Below are 21,577 nucleotides of genomic sequence, written 5' to 3'. Positions count from 1 at the left end.
GTGCGCCCGCGCCGGCGCGACTGGCTGGCCGGCGCGCTCGCCCTCGCGGCCGTGCGGCCCGCCCGCGCGGCCGACGCGCTCTACCGCCGCGGCAACGACGCCGATCCCGAGACGCTGGACCCGCACCGCTCGTCGACCGTCGCGGAGGCGCACATCCTGCGCGACCTCTGCGACGGGCTGCTCACCTACGACAACCGCGGCGCGATCATCCCGGGCGCGGCGCGCGCCTGGTCGGTCTCCGAGGACGGGGTGAGCCTGCATTTCGACCTGCGCCCCGACGGCCGCTGGTCGAACGGCGAGCCGGTCACCGCCGACGACTTCGTCTACGCGTTCCGCCGAATGCTCGACCCGGCCACGGCGGCGAAATACGCCGAGATCCTGTTCCCGATCCGCAACGCCGCCGCCGTGAACCGCGGCGAGCGGCCGGCCGACGCCCTCGGCGTCGCCGCCGAGGCGCCGCTCCGGCTCGCGATCACGCTGGAACAGCCGACGCCCTACATCCTGGAACTCCTGACCCACCAGACCGCGCTTCCGGTCCACCGCGCCGCGGTCGAGCGCTACGGCGACAGCTTCACCCGTCCGGGAAACCTCGTGACCAACGGACCTTACCGGCTCGCAGACCGCGTGCCGGGCGGCGCGATCACGCTGGAGGCCAACCCGCACCATCCGGACGCCGCGAGCCTCGCGATCCGGCGCGTCGCCTTCCTGCCGACGCCCGACATCGCCGCCGCGGTGCGCCGCTACGCCGCCGGCGAGATCGACTCCCTCTCCGACCTGCCCGTCGACCAGATCGCCGACCTGCGCCGCCGCTTCGGGCCGCAGGTGGTGCTCGGCCCCTCGCTGGGGCTCGCGGCGCTGGTGGTGAACACCCGCAAGGCGCCGTTCTCGGATCGGCGCGTCCGCCGGGCGCTGTCGCTCGTGATCGACCGCGAGTACCTCGCCGACGGCCTCAACGGCGGCACCATGAGCCCGGCCTACTCCCTGTGCCCGCCCGGCCTCGACAATTACCGCACGCCCCCCGAGACCGAGGGCCGCCTCGGCCTGCCGATCGACCACGAGGCGGAGGCGCGCCGGCTGCTCGCGGAGGCGGGCTTCGGCCCGGACCGGCCACTCACGGTGGAGTACCGGTTCAATATCAGCGATAACAACCGCACCATCGCGGTGGCGCTCGGCGAGATGTGGCGCGACCTCGGAATCGTGACGCGCTACGTCTACACGGACGCGAAGACGCATTTCGCCTACCTGCGCGACGGCGGCGACTTCGACGTCGCCCGCTACAGCTGGATCGCCGACTATTCCGATCCGCAGAACTTCCTGTTCCTGCTCCAGAGCGGGAATGACGGCATGAATGCCGGCCACTGGTCGGACGTCGCCTACGACGCCCTGATGGCGCGAGCCGCCACCGAGCGCGACCTCACCCGCCGGGCCGGCCTGCTCTACGACGCCGAGGCGATCGCCCTGCGCGAGCTGCCGTGGATCCCGCTGATGCACTACCGATCGAAGGCGCTGATCGCGCCGCGGCTGCACGGCTACCACCCGAACCTGCGCAACGCCGCGCCGACCCGCTTCATGAGGCTCGACGCGTGATCCGCTTCATCCTGCGCCGCCTTCTCCAGGCGGTGCCGACGCTGCTCGCCGTGGTGACCGTCAGCTTCTTCCTGATGCGCCTCGCTCCGGGGGGGCCGTTCGACCTGGAGCGGCCGCTGGCGCCCGCCGCCATGGAGAACCTGCGCCGGGTCTACGGCCTCGACCGGCCGCTGATCGCGCAGTTCGGGAGCTACCTCGCGGCGCTGGCGCGGGGCGACCTCGGGCCCTCCTTCTCGTTCCGCGACCAGAGCGTCCTCGGCCTGATCGCCCGGGGCCTGCCGGTCTCGGCGACGCTGGGCGCCCTCGCCCTCGCGCTGGCCACCGCGCTCGGCGTCGGCCTCGGGATCGTGGCGGCGCTCCGGCGCGGCGGGCTCGTCGACCGGCTCCTCGGCGTCGGGGCCGCCCTCACCCTCTCGCTGCCGAGCTTCGTCGTCGCGCCCCTGCTCCAGATCGCCTTCGGCCTGACCCTGCGCTGGCTGCCGCTCGGCGGCTGGAACGACGGTGCCCCGAGCCACCTCGTCCTGCCGGTGGTGACGCTGGCCCTGCCGCAGGTCGGTGCCCTGGCCCGGCTCACCCGGACCTCGCTGGCCGAGGCCCTGCGGACGCAGCCGGTCCGCACCATGCGCAGCCTCGGCCTTCCGCCGGCCCGCGTCACCCGGCACGCCCTGCGGGGGGCGCTGCTGCCGGTGGTGGCCTATCTCGGACCGCTGGCGGCGGCCCTGCTCACCGGCTCGGTGGTGGTCGAGACGATCTTCGGGCTTCCGGGGATCGGCCGGTACTTCGTCGAGGGTGCGCTCAACCGCGACTACACGCTGGTGATGGGCACGGTCCTGCTCGTCGCCGGGCTGGTGATCCTGCTCAACCTTGCCGCCGACCTCGCCTGCGCGTGGCTCGACCCGCGCCTCCGGGTGGCGGCGTGACGGCGGTTTCCACGGCGCCCGCCCGGCGCGCCGTCCTCCGGTTCGCGCGGGAGCGGACCGCCGTGGCGGCGCTCGCCGTGCTGGTCCTGATCGCCCTCGCCTGCCTGATCGGCCCGGGCCTCACCGGCCACGATCCCGAGCGCGCCTATCCGGACCTGCGCCAGCTCCCGGCCGGCCTCTCCGCACAGCCCGACGCCGCGCGTCTCCGGCCGGCGCTCGAGCGTCTGGCCTTCCGGATGCGCGCGCGGCTCGACGCGGTCGAGCGCGACGGCGACACGTTGCGGCTCACCCTCGGCTCCGACGCGGGCGTCGACCGGCGTAGCCTCGTTTACCTGCCGCGCTCGGCCCTGTTCGGGACCCCGACCGTCGTGGACAAGCGGGACGGCGGCCGCGGGCTCGTCGTGGCGGTGCCGGTCCGGCGCCTGCACTTCCCCCTCGGCACCGACATCCAGGGCCGCGACCTGCTGACCCGCTGCCTCGTCGCCGGCCGGATCTCGCTGGCGATCGGGCTCGCGGCCAGCCTCGTCGCTCTGCTCATCGGCGTCGCCTACGGGGCGATTGCGGGCTTCGTCGGGGGCGCCGTCGACGCCGTGATGATGCGCGCCGTCGACGTGCTCTACGCGCTCCCCTTCGTGTTCTTCGTGATCCTGCTGCTGGTGTTCTTCCGCCCGAGCCTGCTGCTCATGCTGGTGGCGATCGCCGCGGTGGAGTGGCTCGACATGGCCCGGGTGGTGCGCGCCGTGACCCTGTCGCTGCGCGAGCGCGACTTCGTCCGCGCCGCGCGGGCGCTCGGCCTCGGAACACCCCGGATCATCCTCCGGCACATCGTGCCGAACACCCTCGGCCCGGTGGCCGTGACCGCGACGCTGCTGGTGCCGCAGGTGATCCTGCTGGAGAGCTTCCTGTCGTTCCTCGGGCTCGGCGTGCAGGAGCCGCAGACCAGCTGGGGCGTCCTGATCGCCGAGGGCGCCCGCTCCATCGAGGCGGCGCCGCACCTGCTCGCGGCCCCGGCCGCGTTCCTGATCGCGACCCTGGTGGCACTCAACCTGATCGGCGACGGCCTCGCGGACGCGCTGGATCCCCGCGGGGACTGAGCCCGGGTCCGGCAAGCTCCGCGACGTCAGCCCAGTTGCCGGATCGGGGCGCCGGCGAGCCAGGCCTCGATGTCCTCCACCGCCTGGGTGAAGAAGGTCCGGTAGTTGTTGCGCGACACGTAGCCGAGATGCGGCAGCGCCAGCACGTTCGGCAGGCGCCGGAACGGGCTGTCGGCCGGCAGCGGCTCGGTCTCGAACACGTCGAGGCCCGCGCCGGCGATCCAGCCCTCCTCCAGCGCCTGGACCAGCGCGGCCTGATCGACGATCGGCGCGCGCGAGGTGTTCACGAGAAAAGCGTCGCGGCGCATGCGGCGCAGCTCGGCCGCGCCCAGGAGGCCGCGGGTCCGGTCGCCCAGCACGAGGTGGATCGTGACGACGTCGCTCGCCTCCAGCAGGGCTTCCTTCGAGGCCGCCCGCTCGACCCCGGCGGCGGCGGCGCGACCATCGTCGAGGTTCGGGCTCCAGGCGATCACCCGCATGCCGAAGGCGCGCCCGATCTCGGCCACCCGCGTCCCGATCTTCCCCAGGCCCAGAACGCCGAGGGTCGCGCCGGCGAGGTCGGTCCCGATCGTGCTCTGCCAGGGGCCGCCCGCGCGCAGGGTCAGGCTCTCCGGCGCCACGTGTCGGGCCAGTCCGAGGATCAGCGCCCAGGTCAGCTCCGTCGGCGGCGTCGGGCTGGAATCGGTGCCGCAGACGACGACGTTGCGCGCGCGGGCCGCCGCGAGGTCGATGGCGAGGTTGCGCATGCCGCTGGTGACGAGGAGTTCCAGCCGCGGCAGCCTTTCCAGCAGAGCCGCCGGGAACGGCGTCCGCTCCCGCATGATCACGAGGATCTCGGCCTGCGCGATCCGCGCCACGAGGTCGTCCGGATTCGGGATGTGCTGGCTGATCGCGGAGATCGCGACGCGGTCGGAGAGGCGCGCCCAGTCCGCGAGCGCGAGGGCCGCCTGCTGGTAATCGTCGAGGATCAGGCCGGTGCGCATGGGGATGGGGTAGGCCTCGACGGGTGGAGCGTCAACGGATGCCGGGCGACGGCGCGCGGCGCCTACGCCCCGGCCAGGGCCGCGAACGCCGCCGTGACGCCGGCGGCGCCGGGATCCTGGACACCGGCGAGATCCCCGGCCGCGAGGTAGCTGGAGCGGCCCGCGCCGGCGCGATCCATGCCGGCCGTGGCCTCGGCGCCGGCCCGGGCCGCCGCCGCGGCGGCCGCGAGATCGCCGCCCTTCAGGGCCTCGACGGCGGGGATCAGGGCGTCGAGCAGGGTGCGGTCGCCGGCTCGGGCGCCGCCGTACCCCTGGACGCGCGCCACGCCCTGCCCGAGAGCCTCGGGCCACGCGGCGCCTTCGGCGAGGGCCGAGGCCGTCGCGGCGAAGAAGATCGAGCCGAGCACGCCGCTCGATCCGCCGACCGCGCGCCCGATCCGCTCGGCGAGCGCCCGGCACAGGGCCGCGGGCTCCGCCTGCGGCAGCCGGTCGAGCTCGGCCAGGACGGCGCGGGCCGCGCCCGCGAAGGTCGTGCCGGCGTCGCCGTCCCCGACCTTGGCATCGAGGCCGTTCAGGGTGTCCTCGGCCCCGATCAGGGCCTCGGCGACGGCCCGGATCCTGGCGGCGGTGACGGCGTCGTGCGACGGCACGAAGGCCTCGCCCGCGAGCCCCTCGGGCACCGGCCGGAGGATCGGCGGCGCGACCCGCACCGCCGCGGGCCAGGCCGGGACCGGGACGGGCTCCGACAGGGCGCGCTCCAGCGCATCGTCGAGCGGCAGGACCGACAGCGAGGCACCGTGCATGTCGAGCGCCGTCATCAGCGGCGCGGGCCCGAGCAGCAGGCGGACGCGCCGCCCGAGGTCGGTGGCGAGCACGGCGCGGGTGAGGACCTGCATCTCGAGCGCGGAGGCGGAGCCGAGATTGTTCACGAGCAGCGCCAGCCGGTCCGCACCTTCGACGGCCCGCGCGAGACGCTCGGCCATCAGCTCGGCGAGGTCGCTGGCCTTTGGCAGCGCGATGCGCTCCGCGCCGGGCTCGCCGTGGATGCCGAGGCCGAGCTCGGCCTGTCCCTCCGCCAGCCGCTCGCTGCGCGGCGAGCCGGGGATCGTGCAGGTGGAGACCGCGATGCCGAGCGACTTCGCCGCCCCCGCCGCCCGGCGGGCGAGCGACGCCACGGTCTCGAGCGGTTCCCCGGCCTCCGCGGCGTGACCCGCCACCTTGTGGACGAACAGCGTCCCGGCGACGCCGCGCGGCTGCTTGGCGTCCGGCAGCGCGATGTCGTCCGCGACGATCACGGTCTCGACCCTGTGGCCGAGCGCCCGGGCGCGCTCGGCGGCGAGGCCGAAATTCAGCCGGTCGCCCGCGTAGTTCTTGATGACGAGCAGGCACCCCGCCGGCCCCGTCACCGCGAGGATCCCGGCCAGCACCGCGTCGACGCTCGGCGAGGCGAAGACGTCGCCGCAGACAGCGGCGCTGAGCAGGCCCGGTCCCACGAAGCCCGCATGGGCCGGCTCGTGGCCGGAGCCGCCGCCGGAGATGACCGCGACCTTCCCGGGATCCGGAGCGGCGCGGAGGACGACGCGGATGCCCGGGTCGCCGTCGAGCCGTGCCAGGCGTCCGCCGCTCGCGGCGACGAGGCCGTCGACGGCGTCGTTGACCAGGGTGGACCGGGCGTCGATGAAGTGGGCCATGGCGTGACCTTCGATGGGGCCGGTCCGCGATTCTGCGCCGGCGGATCCGCGCGCATTCTCCGACTCGTCGAGCCCTGCTGGCAACGGTCTCCGTCCTCGCGAGCGCAGCGATGCGGCCGGCGCCACGCCGACCGAGGTCCTGGCGCCCCGGCACGCTTCGCTGCGCGCGCGACGACGACGGTCCTGCCCGTCCCCTATTCCTTCACGGCGCCGGTGAGCGCGGAGACGTAGTACTCGACGAAGAACGAGTAGAGGATCACCAGCGGCAGCGAGCCGAGCAGCGCGCCGGCCATCAGCGACCCCCACTTGTAGACGTCGCCGTCCACGAACTCGCTCACCACGGCGATGGGCACCGTCTTGTTCTGCGTCGAGGACAGGAAGGTCAGCGCGTAGATGAACTCGTTCCAGCACAGGGTCAGCGAGAAGATCCCCGCCGAGATCAGCCCCGGGAAGGCGAGCGGCAGGATGATCTTGGTGAGGATCTGCCACCGGCTGGCGCCGTCCATCAGCGCGCATTCCTCCAGCTCGTAGGGAATGGTCTTGAAGTAGCCCATCAGGAGCCACGTCGAGAACGGGATCAGGATCGTCGGGTAGGCGAGGATCAGGGCGATCGGCGAGTCGAACAGGCCGTAGGCCTGGATGATCGTGGCGAGCGGGATGAACAGGATCGAGGGCGGCACGAGGTAGGCGAGGAAGATCGCCGCCCCGACCCAGCCGGCGCCCCGGTAGCGCACGCGGACGCAGGCGTAGGCGGCGAGCACGCTCGCGAACAGCGACAGCACGGTCGCCGCCACCGATACGTACATCGTGTTCCAGAGCCAGCGCGGATACTGCGTCTCGAAGAGGAGCTTGTTGATGTGCTTGAGCGTCGGATCCACGACCCAGAACGGGTTGAACCGCTCCATGTCGATCAGCTGCTCGTCCGGTTTGATGGCGGTGAGCGCCATCCAGTAGAACGGGAACAGCAGCACCGCGAGGATCAGGAGGAGCGGCAGGTAGGTCGTCACGAGCCGCCGGGGCAGGCGCTCGAGATAGGCCATGCCCTCCGAATTGTCCGTGAGCCCGGCGGGCCGCGCCTCCAGCACGGAGTTGAGATGCGGATCGGCGTGGGCGGGCGGTGCGGGCGCGCTCATCGGTCGTTCCCCCCGGATTGCCAGGCCCTGCGCTGCAGGCCGAACCACGAGATGCCGATGGCCGCGAGCAGGAACGGCACCATGGCGGTGGCGATGGCCGCGCCCTCGCCGAGCGTCCCCGAGAGGATGCCGCGCTGGTACGACAGGGTCGCCATCAGGTGGGTGGCGTTCACCGGGCCGCCGCGCGTCATGGCCCAGATCAGCTGGAAATCGGTGAAGGTGAACAGCACCGAGAAGGTCATCACGACCGCGATGATCGGGGTCAGGAGCGGCAGGGTGATCCGCGAGAAGATCTGCCAGTTGGAGGCGCCGTCCAGCGTCGCGGCCTCGTAGAGCGAGGGCGAGACCGTCTGGAGACCGGCGAGCAGCGTGATGGCGATGAACGGCACGCCCCGCCAGATGTTGGCGAAGATCACGCAGGCCCGCGCCATGGCGGGATCGCCGAGGAAGTCGATGTTGCCGTCGATCACCCCGAGATGGCGCAGCGACCAGGAGATGATCGAGAACTGGCTGTCGAAGATCCACCAGAACGCGATGGCCGACAGCACGGTCGGCACCACGAACGGGATCAGCACGATCGACCGGATGATCGACTTGAACGGCATGTTCTTGTTGAGCAGCAACGCGAGGTAGAGCCCGACCCCGAACTTCACCACGGACGCCACCGCCGTGTAGAGGCAGGTGTTGAACACCGAGAGCCAGAAGACGTCGTCGTCCCAGAGCCACTCGTAGTTCTCCAGGCCGACGAAGACCCCGTCGCGGCCGATCCGCGCGTTGGTGAAGGACAGCCAGATGCCCTTCAGGAGCGGGTAGGCCAGGAACAGGCCGAGGATCAGCGCCGTCGGCAGCATGAACCAGAACCCCGCCCAGCCGCGGCTCGCGCGCACGCGCTGCCAGGCCGAGCGGGTCGGGATTGCGGCCGGGGCGGGCTGCGTCAGGGCCGTGTGCGCCATGGTCTCGCCTCCGGCGGGTGCGGTCAGGTGTTCCGGAAGATGCGGGTGGCGGCGCGCTCGGCGTTCTTGATGGCGCCCTTCACGTCCTCGCGGCCGGTGCAGTGACTGGCGAACATGTCGACGATCACGAAGTCGGCCAGCACCGCGGCGATCCGCTCGCTCACCGGCGCGAGGCCGCCCGCCGCCAGGGAGCGCCGTCCCGCCTCGGCGAAGACCGCGTTCTTCGGGTCGCTCGTCCAGATCGGGTTCTTCGGATAGTTCGACAGCGGCTCGCAGAGGTAGCCCTGGGCCGCCTCCAGCCAGGGATTGTAGTTCGCCGCCTCCATCATGAAGGCGATGAAGGCCTTACAGGCGTTCGGCGCCTTCGAGTACTTGAAGGCCAGGATCGGGAAGGCGAGCTGGAACTCGGTGGGCTTGCCGACCGGGCCGATCGGCCAGACCGCGTGGTCCATGTCCTCGGCGAGCTTCGGGTTGTCCTTCTTGGCCGCCGCGTAGATCGAGATGCCGTTGTTGGTCAGGTACAGGTCGCCGGCCAGGAAGGCCTTGTTGTTCGAGGAATCGTTCCACGACACCGTGCCGGGCACGAAGGTCTCGTACAGGGACTTGACGTATTCGAGCGCCTTGGCGGTCTCGGGCGAGTTGATGACGATCTTCTCGTTGGCGTCGACGAGGTTGCCGCCGTGTGACCAGAGCGCCCAGTGGCACCACGTGTTGCCGTCACCGGTGGCGTGGCCGAGAGCGAAGCCGGCGGGGGTGTTGTTCTTCTTCAGTCCGCGGCAGAGTTCGAGGAAGCCCGCCGTGTCGGTCGGGAACTTGTCGAAACCGGCCTTCTTCATCGCCGAGATGCGGTAGTTCGGATAGCCGCCGTTGAACGCCACGGGGATCGCGATCCACTTGCCCTTGACCTTGCCGTAGGCCTCCGCCGACGGAAACCAGGGGCCGTACTTCTTGCCGAGGGATTCCGCCACGTCCTCGAGCGGCAGGCATTTGTCGGGAAAGAGCGCCGGGAACGAGAACAGGCCCCAGACCATGTCGGGCCCTTGGCCCGTATTGGCGGCGACCGACGCCTTGGGCTGGATGTCGTCGAAGGACTCGTTGGTCACCGTGACCTTGACGCCCGTCGCCTTGGTGAAGGCGTCGACGAGCTTCATGAAGGCCTCGTCCTCGGCCGGCACGAAGCGCTTCCAGCGCAGGAGCGACAGGCTCGCCCCCGGCTCGGGCTTCCACTCCGCGTTCTGCGCCCAGGCCTTGGCGAAGCCGAGGAGGTCGCCGCCGGCGGCGAAGCCTGTCGCTGCGGCGCCCGCGAGGAGGGACCGGCGATCGAGAACGGACATCGTTTCTTCTCCCTCGGTGATCGTGATCCTGGAGGCGCCGCGCGCCTCGAATCCGCGTCGGATCCGACGCGGGTCAGTTCGGCAGGCGACGGCCGGTCTCGGCGTCGAAGAAGTGCACGCGGTTCGGCCGCAGGGAGACCGTCTCGCCCGGCCGCTCGCGCACGCGTTCGCGCAGCACGCAGGTGAGGTCCTGGCCCCCGGCCCGCACCGCCAGCATGGTCTCTGAGCCGGTCGGCTCCACGACGACGACCTCCGCGGCGATCCCCTCGGGCGCGAGGTCGAAATGCTCGGGGCGGACGCCCAGGATGAGCGGCCGACCGTCGACCCCGGAGGGCGCGTCGGCGAGCGGGATCGACAGGCCGGTCTCGGTGGTGAAGGTCAGACGCCCGTTCGCCCGGACCTTGCCGGGCATGAAGTTCATGGCCGGCGAGCCGATGAAGCCGGCGACGAACAGGTTGTCGGGCCGGTCGTAGAGTTCGAGGGGCGGCCCGATCTGCTCCACGACCCCGTCGTGCATCACCACGATCCGGTCGGCCATGGTCATGGCCTCGATCTGGTCGTGGGTGACGTAGATCGTCGTCGTCTTCAGGCGCTGGTGCAGCTCCTTGATCTCGGTGCGCATCGCCACCCGGAGCTTGGCGTCGAGGTTGGAGAGCGGCTCGTCGAACAGGAAGACCTGCGGGTCGCGCACGATCGCCCGGCCCATGGCGACGCGCTGGCGCTGGCCGCCCGAGAGCTGGCGCGGGTAGCGGTCCAGCAGGGGAGCCAGCCCGAGGATCTGGGCGGCCTTGTTGACCCGGAGGTCGATCTCGGAGGCCGGCGCCTTCCGGATCCGCATCGAGAACGCCATGTTCTCGCGGACGGTGAGATGCGGATAGAGTGCGTAGTTCTGGAATACCATGGCGATGTCCCGCTCCTTGGGCGGCACATCGTTCACCACGCGCTCGCCGATGCGGATCTCGCCGCCGGAGATGTTCTCGAGCCCGGCGATCATCCGCAGGAGCGTTGATTTCCCGCAGCCCGACGGGCCGACCAGGATCACGAATTCACCGTCCCGGATATCCACCGACACGCCGTGCAGGACATTCGTCGATCCGAAAGCCTTGCGAACCTCGCGGATTCCCACCGAGGCCATGCTTCCTCCCGATCAAGGCCGCTCTGTCGGCGGCTCTAGGGCAGCAGTACAAATGAGGGTTCGCGGGAAAGCAAGCCGGCCTCCTGGCAAAGCTGCAGATATTCTTGGATCTGTCAGGCGAGCCCCCCGGCGCCCGTGACGGGCGCGGCCCGGTGAAACTTCCGGCGGGATGACGGGCGCCGCGGAATGCTATGGAATCGCGCGCCGGCCGCGGTCCCGGAACCGGGCCCGTCGCGCGCGGACATCTCAGGGTCACACATCCAGGGGACATGAGCACATGTCGTTATCGGGCCTGACCGCGCGGGAGATCCTGCCCGCCGACGGATGCCGGGGCGCCCTCGTGGGCCGGGTGTGGCGGCCGGACGTGGCCGGTCCGAGCGTCGTGGCGATCCGCGCCGACGCGGACGGTGCGGCCCGAATCGTCGACGTCACCGCCGCCTTCCCCACCGTCAGCGACCTGTGCGAGGCCCGAGACCCCGCCGCCGCCCTGCGCGGCGCAGAGGGCGAGGACCTCGGCAGCCTCGACGCGGTGCTGGCCAACACGCCGCCGGACGCGCGCGACGCCACCAAGCCCTGGCTCCTGGCCCCGGTCGATCTCCAGGCCCTGAAGGCGGCGGGCGTGACTTTCGCCACCTCGATGCTGGAGCGGGTGATCGAGGAGCGCGCACGCGGCGATCTCGCCGCCGCGGCGGCGATCCGCGCCGAGGTCGAGCGCCTGGTCGGGCACGACCTGCGCCGGCTGAAGCCCGGCTCGCCCGAGGCCATGGCCCTCAAGAAGGTGCTGGTCGCGCAGGGCGCCTGGAGCCAGTACCTGGAGGTGGGCATCGGCCCGGACGCCGAGATCTTCACCAAGGCGCAGCCGCTCTCGGCCGTCGGCTGCGGCGCGGATGCGGGCCTGCACCCGGACTCGCACTGGAACAACCCCGAGCCCGAGGTGGCGCTCGCGGTCGCCTCCGACCAGCAGATCGTCGGGGCGACGCTCGCCAACGACGTGAACCTGCGCGACTTCGAGGGCCGGTCGGCGCTGCTCCTCGGGAAGGCCAAGGACAACAACGCCTCCTGCGCCGTGGGGCCGTTCCTGCGCCTGTTCGACGACACGTTCGGCCTCGACGACGTCCGCCGCACGACCGTGACCCTCGAGGTCACCGGCACGGACGGCTTCCGGCTGGAGGGCACCTCGCCGCTCTCCGAGATCAGCCGCGACCCGGAGGAACTGGCGGAGGCGCTGATGGGGCGGACGCACGACTACCCTGACGGCGCCCTCCTCCTCCTCGGCACGATGTTCGCGCCGATCCAGGACCGGCACGGGCCGGGCCTCGGCTTCACCCACGCCGACGGCGACCGCGTCGTCGTGGCGAGCCCGGAGCTCGGCAGCCTCGTCAACCGCATGCGCCGCTGCGACGCCTGCGAGCCCTGGACCTTCGGCGCCCGCGCGCTGATGCGGAACCTCGCCGCGCGCGGGATTCTGTGACAGAGCGGCCACCGGACCGAGCCCCGAGATGATGCCGATGACCGACACCGCCTTCCTCGACCGCCTCGCCGCGATCGTCGGACCGTCCGGTCTCGTCACCGGCGCGGAACTGCGCGGGCGCTCGGCCAACTGGACGCGCCCGACCGAGCCCTGCGCCGCGCTGGCGCTGGTCCGCCCGCGCAGCACCGAGGAAACCGGCACCGTCATGGCCGCCTGCCACGCGGCGGGCGTCGCGGTGGTCCCGCGGGGCGGCGCCACCGGCCTCGTCGACGGCACGCTCTGCCAGCCCGACGAGATCACCCTGTCGACCGAGCGCATGACCGGCATCGAGCCGGTGGACCCGCTCGGCATGACGGTGGTGGTCGGCACCGGCGCGACCCTCGAGAGCGTGCAGGACGCCGCGTCCGCGGCGGGCCTGTTCTTCCCCCTCGATCTCGGGGCCCGCGGCTCGGCGACGATCGGCGGCGCGATCTCCACCAACGCGGGCGGCCTGCGGGTGCTGCGCTACGGCATGATGCGCGAGATGGTGCTCGGCCTGGAGGCGGTGCTCGCCGACGGCACGGTCGTGTCGTCGATGCGGCCGCTCATCAAGAACAACACCGGGCTCGACCTCAAGCAGCTCTTCCTCGGCACCGAGGGCACGATGGGCATCGTCACGCGGGCGGTCATCCGCCTGCGGCCGGAGCCCGCCGGCTACGCGACGGCGCTGATCGCGTGCCCCGGGGTCGACGACGGCGCGCGGGTGCTGCGGGCGGCGCAGAGCGCCTTCCAGGGGCGTGTCTCCTCGTTCGAGGGCCTGTGGCCGGACTTCTACCGGCTGATGACGGCGCCCGGGCGCGCGACCCCGCCGCTCGGTCCGGACTACCCGTTCTACGCGATCATCGAGGTCGAGTGCGTCCCCGAGGAATCGGACCGATTCCTGGGCCTGCTGGAAGGGCTGATGGGGGACGGCACGATCCTCGACGCCGTGGTCGCCGCCTCGGAGGAGCAGCGCCGCGGCATGTGGCGGATCCGCGACCGCGTCGAGCACCTGAACGCCGACGGGATCGACCGGGCCTTCGACGTGAGCGTGCCGCTCGCGCGGATGGACGGCTACGTCCGCGGCGCGCTCGACCGGCTCGCGGCGATCCCGGGCTGCCGGGCGGTCGTCTACGGGCATATCGGCGACAACAATCTCCACTGGAACACCACCCGCCTCGACGCCGCCGGCAACGCGGCGATCGACGCGGCGATCTACGAGCCGCTGGCGGAGCTGAACGGCTCCGTCTCGGCGGAGCACGGGATCGGGCTCGAGAAGCGGGCCAAGCTGAAGCTGTCGCGCTCGCCCGAGGAGATCGCCGTCATGCGGCTCGTGAAGCGGGCGCTCGATCCGGACAACCGGCTGAACCCGGGCAAGATCTTCTGAGGGCTCCGCCGTGGCGATCCGGCTGGCGGTGCGCCTCACGCCGCGCGGGGGCCGCGACGCCGCGGAGGGCTGGGCCCGGGACGACAAGGGGCAGCCCTACCTGAAGGTCCGCGTCGCCGCCCCGCCGGTTGAGGGCGCGGCCAATGAGGCGCTCGTCGCGTTGATCGCCAAGGCGCTGAAGGTCAGCCGCGGCTCGGTCCGCATCGTGACCGGCGAGCAGAGCCGGCTGAAGATCCTGGAGATCGACGGCGTCGCGCAGGCGGATCTGGATCGCGTGTTCGGTTCGCCGTGAGCGGTCGCCTACGTCTTTGCGAGCGCAGCGAAGCAATCCAGTGTTGCGCGCGATCGGAGGCCTGAGGCGCGCCTGGATTGCTTCGCTGCGCTCGCAAGGACGGAAGAGCCTGAACGTCAGCCGCTCTCGGACGATGCGTCCCACCTTCCGCGACGCATCGTCCATCGACTGATCGATCAGAACGCGACCTTGTCGCCGCCCTTCAGCGCCAGCATCTCGCGCGCCTCGTCGGGCGAGGCGACCGCGAGGCCCAGCCCCTCGATGATCGCGCGCACCCGCCGGACCTGCGCGGCGTTGGTCTCGGCGAGCTTGCCCGGACCGTCCCAGAGGCTGTCCTCGAGCCCGACGCGGACGTTGCCGCCCATCGCGGCCGCCATGGCGGCGATGTTCATCTGGTTGCGGCCCGCGCCGAGCACCGACCAGCGGTACTGATCGCCGAACAGACGGTCGGCGGTGCGCTTCATGTGCATCACGTCGTCCGGATGCGCGCCGATCCCGCCCTGCAGGCCGAAGACCGTCTGGATGAACAGCGGCGCCTGCACCAGCCCGCGGTCGAAGAAGTATTTCAGGTTGTAGAGATGCGCGGTGTCGTAGCACTCGAACTCGAACTTCGTCCCGTTCGGGCCGCAAGTCGTCAGGATGTGCTCGATCTGGCCGAAGGTGTTGCGGAAGATGATGTCCTTGTTGCCGAGATAGTCCCGCTCCCACTGGTGCTTCAGGTCCTTGAAACGGTCGAGCATGCCGAACAGGCCGAAATTCATCGAGCCGAGGTTCAGCGAGGCGACCTCCGGCTGGAAGGTCGCCGCGGGGCGCACCCGCTCCTCGATGGACATGGTCGGCGCGCCGCCCGTGGTGATGTTCACCACGCAGTTCGAGCGCTGCTTGATCACCGGCAGGAACTTGGCGAAGGCCTCGGGTGTCTGGTCGGGCTGGCCGTTCTCCAGGTTGCGGGCGTGCAGGTGCACGATGGCGGCGCCGGCCTCGGCGGCGCCGATGGCGGCGTCGGCGATCTCCTCGGGCGTGACGGGCAGGTGCGGCGACATGCTGGGCGTGTGGATCGCGCCCGTCACCGCGCAGGTGATGATGACTTTCCGCTGTGAGGCCATGCTCAGTCCTTCCGTGAAGCCTTGTGGGCGCGGAGCGCCGCTAGCCGCGCGTCGCGGCGGTTCATGCGTGCGGGCAGATCGGTCGGCGGTTGCCACTTGGCCAGGATCGCCTCGGTGGCCGGTGCCTCGTAGACCGAGGGCGGCGCCGGGTCGGCAGCGAGGCTCTTGTAGAAGCCGGTGTAGCGGGCGCAGTAATCGGCGATGCCGCCGGGCGCGTTGAGCTCGATCGTCTCGAACGGACCCATGAAGCTCCAGCGCAGGCCGAGGCCGTCCGCCACGGTCTTGTCGAGGTCCTGCGGGGTCACGTAGCCCTCCGAGGCGAGGCGGAACGCCTCCGCCAACAGGGCGCCCTGGAGCCGGTTGAGGATGAAGCCCTCGATCTCCTTCAGCACGGTGATCGGGACCTGCCCGATCTGCTCGTAGACCTGACGGGCCCGCACCAGCGCCTCGGGCGCCGTCCACGGCGCGCCGGAGATCTCCACCAGCGGGATCAGGTGCGGCGGGTTCACCGGATGGCCGACGAGGCACCGGGCCCGACCGGGCAGATCCTCGGTGAACAGGGAGCAGCGGATCGCCGAGGAGGACGAGGCGATGACAGCCTCTCGCGGCGTCGCGGCGTCGAGGTCCGCGAACAGGCTTCGCTTCACCTCCAGCCGCTCCGGTCCGTTCTCCTGCACGAAGGCGACGCCGTCGAGGGCGGCCGCGAGGGTGCCGGCCGCGCGGATGCGCGCCGCGGCACCCTCGGGATCCGCGCAGAGGTCGTTCGCCGCCAGCGTTCGCAGCCCCTCGGCGCAGAGCGGGATCGCGGCCTCGGCGACGCCCGCCGCGGGGTCGAACAGGCGCACGTCCCAGCCGGCACGGGCGAAGATCATCGCCCAGGCCCGGCCAATCAGGCCGGCGCCGACGATCGCGACGCTCTCGGTCATAGCCACAGCACCTTCCGCCTCAACTCCTGATCCTCGCGCAGGAGACGCGACTCGCCCGTCCACTGCACGCTGCCGCGCTCCAGGGCCACGGTCCGGTCGGACAGCGCCAGGGCGAGGTCGAGGTGGTGGTCCACCAGGATGATCGCGATCTCCCGGCGCAGCCGGTCGAAGGCCTCGAACAGCTCCTCCGTCACCGCCGGCGACAGGCCTTCGAAGGGCTCGTCGAGGAGGAGGAGTCGCGTGTCCCCCGAGAGGGCGCGGGCCACCGCCACCATCTGCTGCTCGCCGCCGGACAGGCGGGCCGCGTCGACGGTCCAGCGCTCCTTCAGGCGCGGGAAGAACTCGAGGACCTTCTCCTCGTCCCAGTGGATGCCGGCGCCGGTGAGCCGCCGCAGCCGGCCGAGGCCCAGATTCTCCGCGACGGTCATGCCGGCGAACAGCGCCCGCCCTTGCGGGACGTAGCCGATCCCGAGCCGGGCAATCCGGTCGGGCGACAGGCCGGCGATGTCCTGGCCGGCGAGCACGATCCGGCCGGCGGCCGGCGGCGCGGTGCCGATCAGGGTCTTGAGCAGAGTCGATTTGCCGGCCCCGTTGCGTCCGAGGAGCGCCACGACCTCGCCCCGGCGCACCGCCAGGTTCACCCCGTTCAGAATGTGCGACTTGCCGTAGAAGGTGTCGACGCCCTCCATGGCGAGCAGCGTCTCGGCCTCGGCGGCGCTGGCGCGCGGCTTCGCGGCGATCGCCGCCGTGCCCGAGCCGAGATAGACCGCCTGCACCCGCTCGTCGTCCCGGGCGTCCGCGACCGAGCCGTCGACCAGCACGGCGCCGTCGGCCATCACGGTGACGCGGTCGGCGAGGCGGAAGACGCGGTCGATGTCGTGCTCGACGAGGAGCACCGGGATGTCGGCCGACAGCGCCTTGATCAGGTCACCGACCCGCTCGCGCTCGGCCGCCGCGAGCCCGGCGAGGGGCTCGTCGAGCAGCAGCACGCGCGGCCGCGTGGCCAGGGCCAGCCCCATGTCGAGCAGCCGCTGGCCGCCGTAGGACAGGCTGCCGGCCTCGGCCCGCTCGATGCCGGACAGGCCGGTCCAGCGCAGCAGCTCGGCGGTGTCGTCGGCGATCTCCCGGACGGCCAGCGCGTCCCGCCAGGGGCTGAAATGCGCGGCGTGCCGGGCCTGCACCGCGAGGCGGACGTTCTCCTCCACGGAGAGGCCCGGGAACAGGTTGGTGATCTGGAACGAGCGCCCGATCCCGGCCCGGGTGATGGCGTGCGGCTCCAGGCCGGCGATCTCGCTTCCGTCGAGGCGGATGCTGCCGCCGCTCGGCCGGAACATCCCGGACAGCAGGTTGAAGGCGGTGGTCTTGCCGGCGCCGTTCGGCCCGATCAGGGCGTGGAGCGTCCGGTCGGCGACCGCGAAGGACACGCCGCGCACCGCCTTCACGGGCCCGAAGCTCTTCCGGATCTCGTCGGCGACCAGCACCGGGCCGTCGCCGCGCCCCTCCGCGATGAAGCGGGCCGGGACGCGGCCCGAGGAGCCGGCGCGGCGGGCCGACATGGCCGCGCCCTCGGTCGGGACGCGCCGGAACGGCTTGAGCAGCCGCGCCGCGATGCCGACGAGCCCGTCCGGCGAGAACACGATGAAGGCGACGAACAGCAGGCCGAAATACAGCAGCCAGTCGGCGGTGTAGATCGACAGAAACTCGCGGAAGAGGATGTAGAACAGCGCGCCGAGCGCCGGCCCGAGGAACGAGCGCATCCCTCCGATCACCACCATGGCGAGCAGCTCGCCCGAGAAGGCGATGGAGATCGGGTCGGCCGAGGTGAAGCGGTGACTGTAGGCCGCGAGCGCGCCCGCCAGCCCGGTGATCGTCGCCGAGATCACGAAGGCTGCGAGCTTGTAGCGGTTGGTGGCGTAGCCGAGGAAGCCGGCGCGCTGCTCGTTCTCGCGGATCGCCACCAGGACGGTGCCCATCGGCGAGCGCCGGAAGCGCCACAGGGCGATCAGGACCGCGAAGGCGATTCCGGACACCGCGGCGTAGTAGGCGCCGGGTTCCTGCAGCGCCGCCCACCGGTGCAGGTTTCCGATGCCGTTCTCGCCACCGGTGAGGTCGGTCCAGCGGAACGCGATGGCGTAGAGCATCGCCGTGAAGGCGAGGGTCAGGAGCGAGAAGTAGACGCCCCGCCGCCGGAGGATCAGGCCGCCGGCGGCGAGGGCCGCGAGCCCGGTGATCGCCAGGGCGCCGAGGAGCGGCAGGGCCATGTCGCCGGGGAAGAGGCGCGTCTGGAGGATCGCCACCGCGTAGGCGCCGATCCCGAACCACGCCCCGTGGCCGAACGAGGTGAGCCCCGTCCAGCCGACCAGGATGTTGAGGCCGAGCACCGCCAGGGCGAAGATCACCACGTCGGTGGCGGTGATCAGCGTCAGGCCGATCGCGTCGAGGGCGAAGGGCAGGACGATCAGGGCGGCGAGCGCCGCCCAGAGCTGGCGGCTCTCGCGCAGGATCAGGCCGCGCTGCGGCAGGGCGAGCGGCAGCGGCTCGGCGGTTCCGGACATGGGACGCTCCTCGCTCACTCGAACCGGGCGATGTGCTCGCCGAACAGGCCGCGCGGGCGCAGCAGCAGGACGAGCACCATGAGGGCGTAGACGGCGGCCTCGGTGGCCGGCGGGTAGGCGTAGGCGGTGAGGCCCCGGACCACGCCGACGATCAGCGCGGCGAGCACCACGCCCCAGAAGGAGCCCAGACCGCCGATCACCACGACCACGAAGGCGAAGGTCAGGATCTCGGCGCCCATGGCGGGCTGCACGCCCGTGACCGGCGCCAACATGGTCCCGGCGAGCGCCGCGAGCCCGACCGCGATCGTCACCACGGCGGTCATGTAGGGCCGGAGCGAGATGCCGAGCGCCGCGACCATGTCGGGGTTCTGCACGCCCGCCCGGACCACCCGCCCGAAGCTGGTGCGGGTCAGGAGCAGCCACAGGCCGGCGACGCAGGCGAGCGCCACGACGAGGATCGAGAGCCGGTAGCGCGAGTAGATCAGGTCGCCGATGAAGACCTGCCCGCGCAGCCACAGCGGGATCCCGAAGGGCACCGGCGCCGCCCCGAAGGCCATGCGCAGCGCCTGCTCCGCCACCATCGCGAGCCCGAAGGTGAGGAGCAGGCCGAGCGTCGGGTCGCCGCGGTAGAAGCGCCGGAGCAGGAACCGCTCGATCAGGAGTCCGAGCACCGCCACCGCGAGCGGCGAGGCGATGAGGGCGCCGCCGAAGCCGATCGTCGGCGTCAGCAGCACGGTCACGTAGGCGCCGATCGCGTAGAAGGCGCCGTGGGCGAGGTTCACGATCCCGCCGAGGCTGAAGATCAGCGACAAACCCAGCGCGATCAGCAGGTACTGCACACCGATCAGCAGGCCGTTGAGCACCTGCTCCAGGATGAAGACGAGCTGCATGGACGCCTCACGCCGGGAAGGTGCAGGCGTTCTCGTCGCGGGTGGTGGCGAGCACTTCCAGGCTCTCGCCGGGACCGGGCAGCGGCCCGGTCGAGGTGAAGATGTCGTAGGGGTTCTTGACCTGATCCGCCGGCAGGGCGGTGATCGCGAACATCTCCTGCATCAGCTCGTGGTCCCAGGGGCGGAAATAGCCCTCGCGGACCTTGGCGATGTCGAACTTCGCCCCCGATTCCAGGTGCTCCACGACCTTGATCGACTCGGTCGATTTGAGCTCGTTCATCGATTGCGCGACGATCTTCATCGCCGTGTAGTCGCCCCAGCCCTGGTTCTCAGGCGGCTTCTTGTACTTGGCCTTGAAGGCGGCGACGAATTTCTTCGCCGAGGGCGAGTCGATCTGGTGGTGCCAGATCACCGGCCAGGTGCCGAGGAAGTTCCCCGGTCCGGCGCCCCACGCGAGCGCCGTGTCGAAGCCGAAGCCGGCGACCGGGAACGGCAGGCCGAACTCGCTGTACTGCTTCAGGAAGTTGGTGATCTGCGCGCCCGCGAGGTTGCAGATCACGAGGTCCGGCTTGGCCTGACGGAGCTTGAGCAGGAACGGCGAGAAGTCGGTGAGCTCGGTCGGGATCAGATCCTCGCCGACGAGGGTGGCGTCGTTGGCGGCGAAGTACTTCTTGGCCTGCTTCAGGAGATCGTGGCCGAAGGCGTAGTCGGCGGTGAGCGCGTAGACCTTGCGCCCCTTGATCAGGCCCCGGTCGAGCAACGCCCGGCCGCAGGCCCGCACCATCATGGTGTTCTGTGATTCGACGTGGAACATGAAGCGCTTGCAGTCGGAGCCGCGCAGCGCGTCCGAGTTGGCGCCGGTGTTGATGAACAGGATCTTCTCGCGCTGCGCGACCTGGCTGATCGCCAGCGCGGAGGCCGAATTGATCTCGCCGACGAGGCACGCCACGCGGTCACGCTGGACCATGCGCTCGGCCTTGGCCGAGGCGGTCTGTGGGTTGACGCTGTCCTCCGACAGGAGCTCGACCTTCCGGCCCGCGATGCCGCCGGCCGCGTTGATCTCCTCCACCGCGAGCTGGGCCGCCTGCACGGCGAACTCGCCGAGCGGCCCGAGGAAGCCGGTCCGCGGCGTGAGGTGACCGATCCGGATCACCTCGGACTGTCCCTGGGAGAGCGCCGGGCTCGCGAGGGCCGGCGCGAGGAGCGCCGCGCCGCCGGCGCGCAGGAGGCTGCGGCGAGAAAGGGAATTCCCGTACCGGTCCGTCATCGTTCCGCTCCCGTGCGTGTCCTCCAGCCGGGTTGTTGTGGCGGGCTCTGACGGCCCTCACCCGAACTGTGATCACAGATCACTAGCGTGATAATGCCGGATCCGTCTAGTGTCGGCATATGAATTCCACTTTGGCGCTGGCCGACCTGCCCCAGCTCGAGCGGCGGACCCTGTCCGACACCGTCTACGAGGCCCTGTCGGATCTGCTCGCCTCGGGGCGGCTGGCGCCGGGCGACCGGCTGTCCCTCCGGCAGAGTGCGGCGGCCCTCGGCGTCTCGGTCATGCCGGTGCGCGAGGCGGTGAGCCGGCTCGCGGCGGACGGCGTGCTGGAAGTGGCGCCGAATCGGGTGATCCGGGTGCCGGTCATGGGCGCGGCCGCGTTCCGGGCCCTGGTCGAGACCCGCATCGCGGTCGAGGGGATCGCGGTGGCGCGGGCGGCCGAGCGGCGGACGGGGGCCGAGCTCGCGGCGATCCGGAGCGCCGAGACGGCCTTCCGGGCCGAGGCCGAGGCGGCGGAGCCCGACAGGGCGCGCGCCGTCCAGCTCAACCGCGACTTGCATTTCGCCATCTACGGCGCCTGCGGGCTGGCACCCCTGCAGGAGATCATCGCGCGGCTCTGGCTGAAGGCCGGCCCGGTGATCAACCTGGATCTGCGCGCCCACCCGGAGCGCCTCCTCCAGGGCTTCGCTCTGCGCCGGCACGCCGAGGCCGTGGCGGCCATCGAGATCCGGGACGGCGCGGCGGCCGCGGCCGCGATCGCCGCCGACATCCGGGAAGCCGCGGAGTTCATCTTGACCCGCGGCGGATTGCGGGACGTTCAGGGAGAGGATTGATC

General features: G+C 71.6%; 18 protein-coding genes. 7 read left to right on the top strand and 11 right to left on the bottom strand.

What is annotated here, in order from left to right; genetic code table 11:
- Genes BM419_RS12285 through BM419_RS12275 form a run of 3 tightly spaced genes read left to right on the top strand, consistent with a single transcriptional unit; the run spans position 1 to position 3,601 of the window.
- Positions 1-1,587: a peptide ABC transporter substrate-binding protein gene (locus BM419_RS12285; protein WP_091926604.1), complete on the top strand. Its 1,587-nt coding sequence runs from the start codon at positions 1-3 to the stop codon at positions 1,585-1,587.
- On the top strand, positions 1,584-2,507 hold the full coding sequence (locus BM419_RS12280; RefSeq protein WP_091926603.1) for an ABC transporter permease: 924 nt from the start codon (positions 1,584-1,586) through the stop codon (positions 2,505-2,507). The genes BM419_RS12285 and BM419_RS12280 overlap by 4 nt, the downstream gene beginning before the upstream one ends.
- Positions 2,504-3,601: an ABC transporter permease gene (locus tag BM419_RS12275; RefSeq protein ID WP_091926602.1), complete on the top strand. Its 1,098-nt coding sequence runs from the start codon at positions 2,504-2,506 to the stop codon at positions 3,599-3,601. The genes BM419_RS12280 and BM419_RS12275 overlap by 4 nt, the downstream gene beginning before the upstream one ends.
- Positions 3,602-3,627: 26 nt before the next feature.
- On the opposite strand, the gene BM419_RS12270 is transcribed toward BM419_RS12275, so the two are convergent.
- The 6 genes from BM419_RS12270 to ugpC all read right to left on the bottom strand — a co-directional run bounded on the left by BM419_RS12270 (position 3,628) and on the right by ugpC (position 10,830).
- Positions 3,628-4,584, bottom strand: a complete 957-nt coding sequence (locus tag BM419_RS12270; RefSeq protein ID WP_175556302.1) for a D-2-hydroxyacid dehydrogenase family protein — start codon at positions 4,582-4,584, stop codon at positions 3,628-3,630.
- Positions 4,585-4,646: 62 nt separating this feature from the next.
- Positions 4,647-6,275: a dihydroxyacetone kinase subunit DhaK gene (locus tag BM419_RS12265; RefSeq protein WP_091926601.1), complete on the bottom strand. Its 1,629-nt coding sequence runs from the start codon at positions 6,273-6,275 to the stop codon at positions 4,647-4,649.
- Between the two features lie 194 nt (positions 6,276-6,469).
- Positions 6,470-7,315 carry a carbohydrate ABC transporter permease gene (locus BM419_RS12260; protein ID WP_234082978.1) on the bottom strand — a complete coding sequence of 282 codons (846 nt, stop codon included), beginning with the start codon at positions 7,313-7,315 and terminating at the stop codon, positions 6,470-6,472.
- Positions 7,316-7,404: 89 nt separating this feature from the next.
- Positions 7,405-8,361, bottom strand: coding sequence for a carbohydrate ABC transporter permease (locus BM419_RS12255; protein WP_020091916.1), 957 nt, complete (start codon positions 8,359-8,361; stop codon positions 7,405-7,407).
- A 23-nt stretch (positions 8,362-8,384) separates the two neighbouring features.
- Positions 8,385-9,695, bottom strand: coding sequence for an ABC transporter substrate-binding protein (locus BM419_RS12250; RefSeq protein WP_091926600.1), 1,311 nt, complete (start codon positions 9,693-9,695; stop codon positions 8,385-8,387).
- 73 nt (positions 9,696-9,768) lie between these two features.
- The gene (ugpC, locus tag BM419_RS12245) at positions 9,769-10,830 is read right to left on the bottom strand and encodes an ABC transporter ATP-binding protein (protein ID WP_091926599.1); all 1,062 of its coding nucleotides are present in this window, start codon (positions 10,828-10,830) and stop codon (positions 9,769-9,771) included.
- Between the two features lie 277 nt (positions 10,831-11,107).
- On the opposite strand from ugpC, the gene BM419_RS12240 reads away from it, so the two are divergent.
- Genes BM419_RS12240 through BM419_RS12230 form a run of 3 tightly spaced genes read left to right on the top strand, consistent with a single transcriptional unit; the run spans position 11,108 to position 13,998 of the window.
- The gene (locus BM419_RS12240; RefSeq protein ID WP_091926598.1) at positions 11,108-12,301 is read left to right on the top strand and encodes a fumarylacetoacetate hydrolase family protein; all 1,194 of its coding nucleotides are present in this window, start codon (positions 11,108-11,110) and stop codon (positions 12,299-12,301) included.
- Between the two features lie 37 nt (positions 12,302-12,338).
- Positions 12,339-13,706, top strand: coding sequence for an FAD-binding oxidoreductase (locus tag BM419_RS12235; protein ID WP_244540759.1), 1,368 nt, complete (start codon positions 12,339-12,341; stop codon positions 13,704-13,706).
- 10 nt (positions 13,707-13,716) lie between these two features.
- Positions 13,717-13,998 (top strand): DUF167 domain-containing protein, encoded by a 282-nt coding sequence (locus BM419_RS12230; protein WP_091926597.1) that lies wholly within the window; start codon positions 13,717-13,719, stop codon positions 13,996-13,998.
- Between the two features lie 176 nt (positions 13,999-14,174).
- Here BM419_RS12230 and BM419_RS12225 read toward each other — a convergent pair whose 3' ends face one another.
- Genes BM419_RS12225 through BM419_RS12205 form a run of 5 tightly spaced genes read right to left on the bottom strand, consistent with a single transcriptional unit; the run spans position 14,175 to position 20,742 of the window.
- Positions 14,175-15,104, bottom strand: coding sequence for a 3,5-dioxohexanoate:acetyl-CoA acetone transferase (locus tag BM419_RS12225; RefSeq protein ID WP_091926596.1), 930 nt, complete (start codon positions 15,102-15,104; stop codon positions 14,175-14,177).
- 2 nt (positions 15,105-15,106) lie between these two features.
- Complete coding sequence (locus BM419_RS12220; RefSeq protein WP_091926595.1) at positions 15,107-16,030, bottom strand: 3-hydroxyacyl-CoA dehydrogenase; 924 nt, start codon at positions 16,028-16,030, stop codon at positions 15,107-15,109.
- Positions 16,027-18,585 (bottom strand): branched-chain amino acid ABC transporter ATP-binding protein/permease, encoded by a 2,559-nt coding sequence (locus BM419_RS12215; protein WP_091926594.1) that lies wholly within the window; start codon positions 18,583-18,585, stop codon positions 16,027-16,029. The genes BM419_RS12220 and BM419_RS12215 overlap by 4 nt, the downstream gene beginning before the upstream one ends.
- A 14-nt stretch (positions 18,586-18,599) precedes the next feature.
- Complete coding sequence (locus BM419_RS12210) at positions 18,600-19,475, bottom strand: branched-chain amino acid ABC transporter permease (protein ID WP_091926593.1); 876 nt, start codon at positions 19,473-19,475, stop codon at positions 18,600-18,602.
- Between the two features lie 7 nt (positions 19,476-19,482).
- Positions 19,483-20,742, bottom strand: coding sequence for an ABC transporter substrate-binding protein (locus tag BM419_RS12205; RefSeq protein ID WP_091926592.1), 1,260 nt, complete (start codon positions 20,740-20,742; stop codon positions 19,483-19,485).
- A 119-nt stretch (positions 20,743-20,861) separates the two neighbouring features.
- Here BM419_RS12205 and BM419_RS12200 point away from each other — a divergent pair, with 119 nt between their 5' ends.
- The gene (locus tag BM419_RS12200) at positions 20,862-21,575 is read left to right on the top strand and encodes a GntR family transcriptional regulator (protein ID WP_091677087.1); all 714 of its coding nucleotides are present in this window, start codon (positions 20,862-20,864) and stop codon (positions 21,573-21,575) included.
- Positions 21,576-21,577: the final 2 nt, after the last annotated feature.

Origin of the sequence: Methylobacterium sp. yr668, from assembly GCF_900116245.1 — a bacterium.
In the GTDB taxonomy this organism is placed as follows: domain Bacteria; phylum Pseudomonadota; class Alphaproteobacteria; order Rhizobiales; family Beijerinckiaceae; genus Methylobacterium.
The sequence above is the reverse complement of the archived record's forward strand: the minus strand, read 5'-3'. Positions and strand labels throughout refer to the sequence as shown.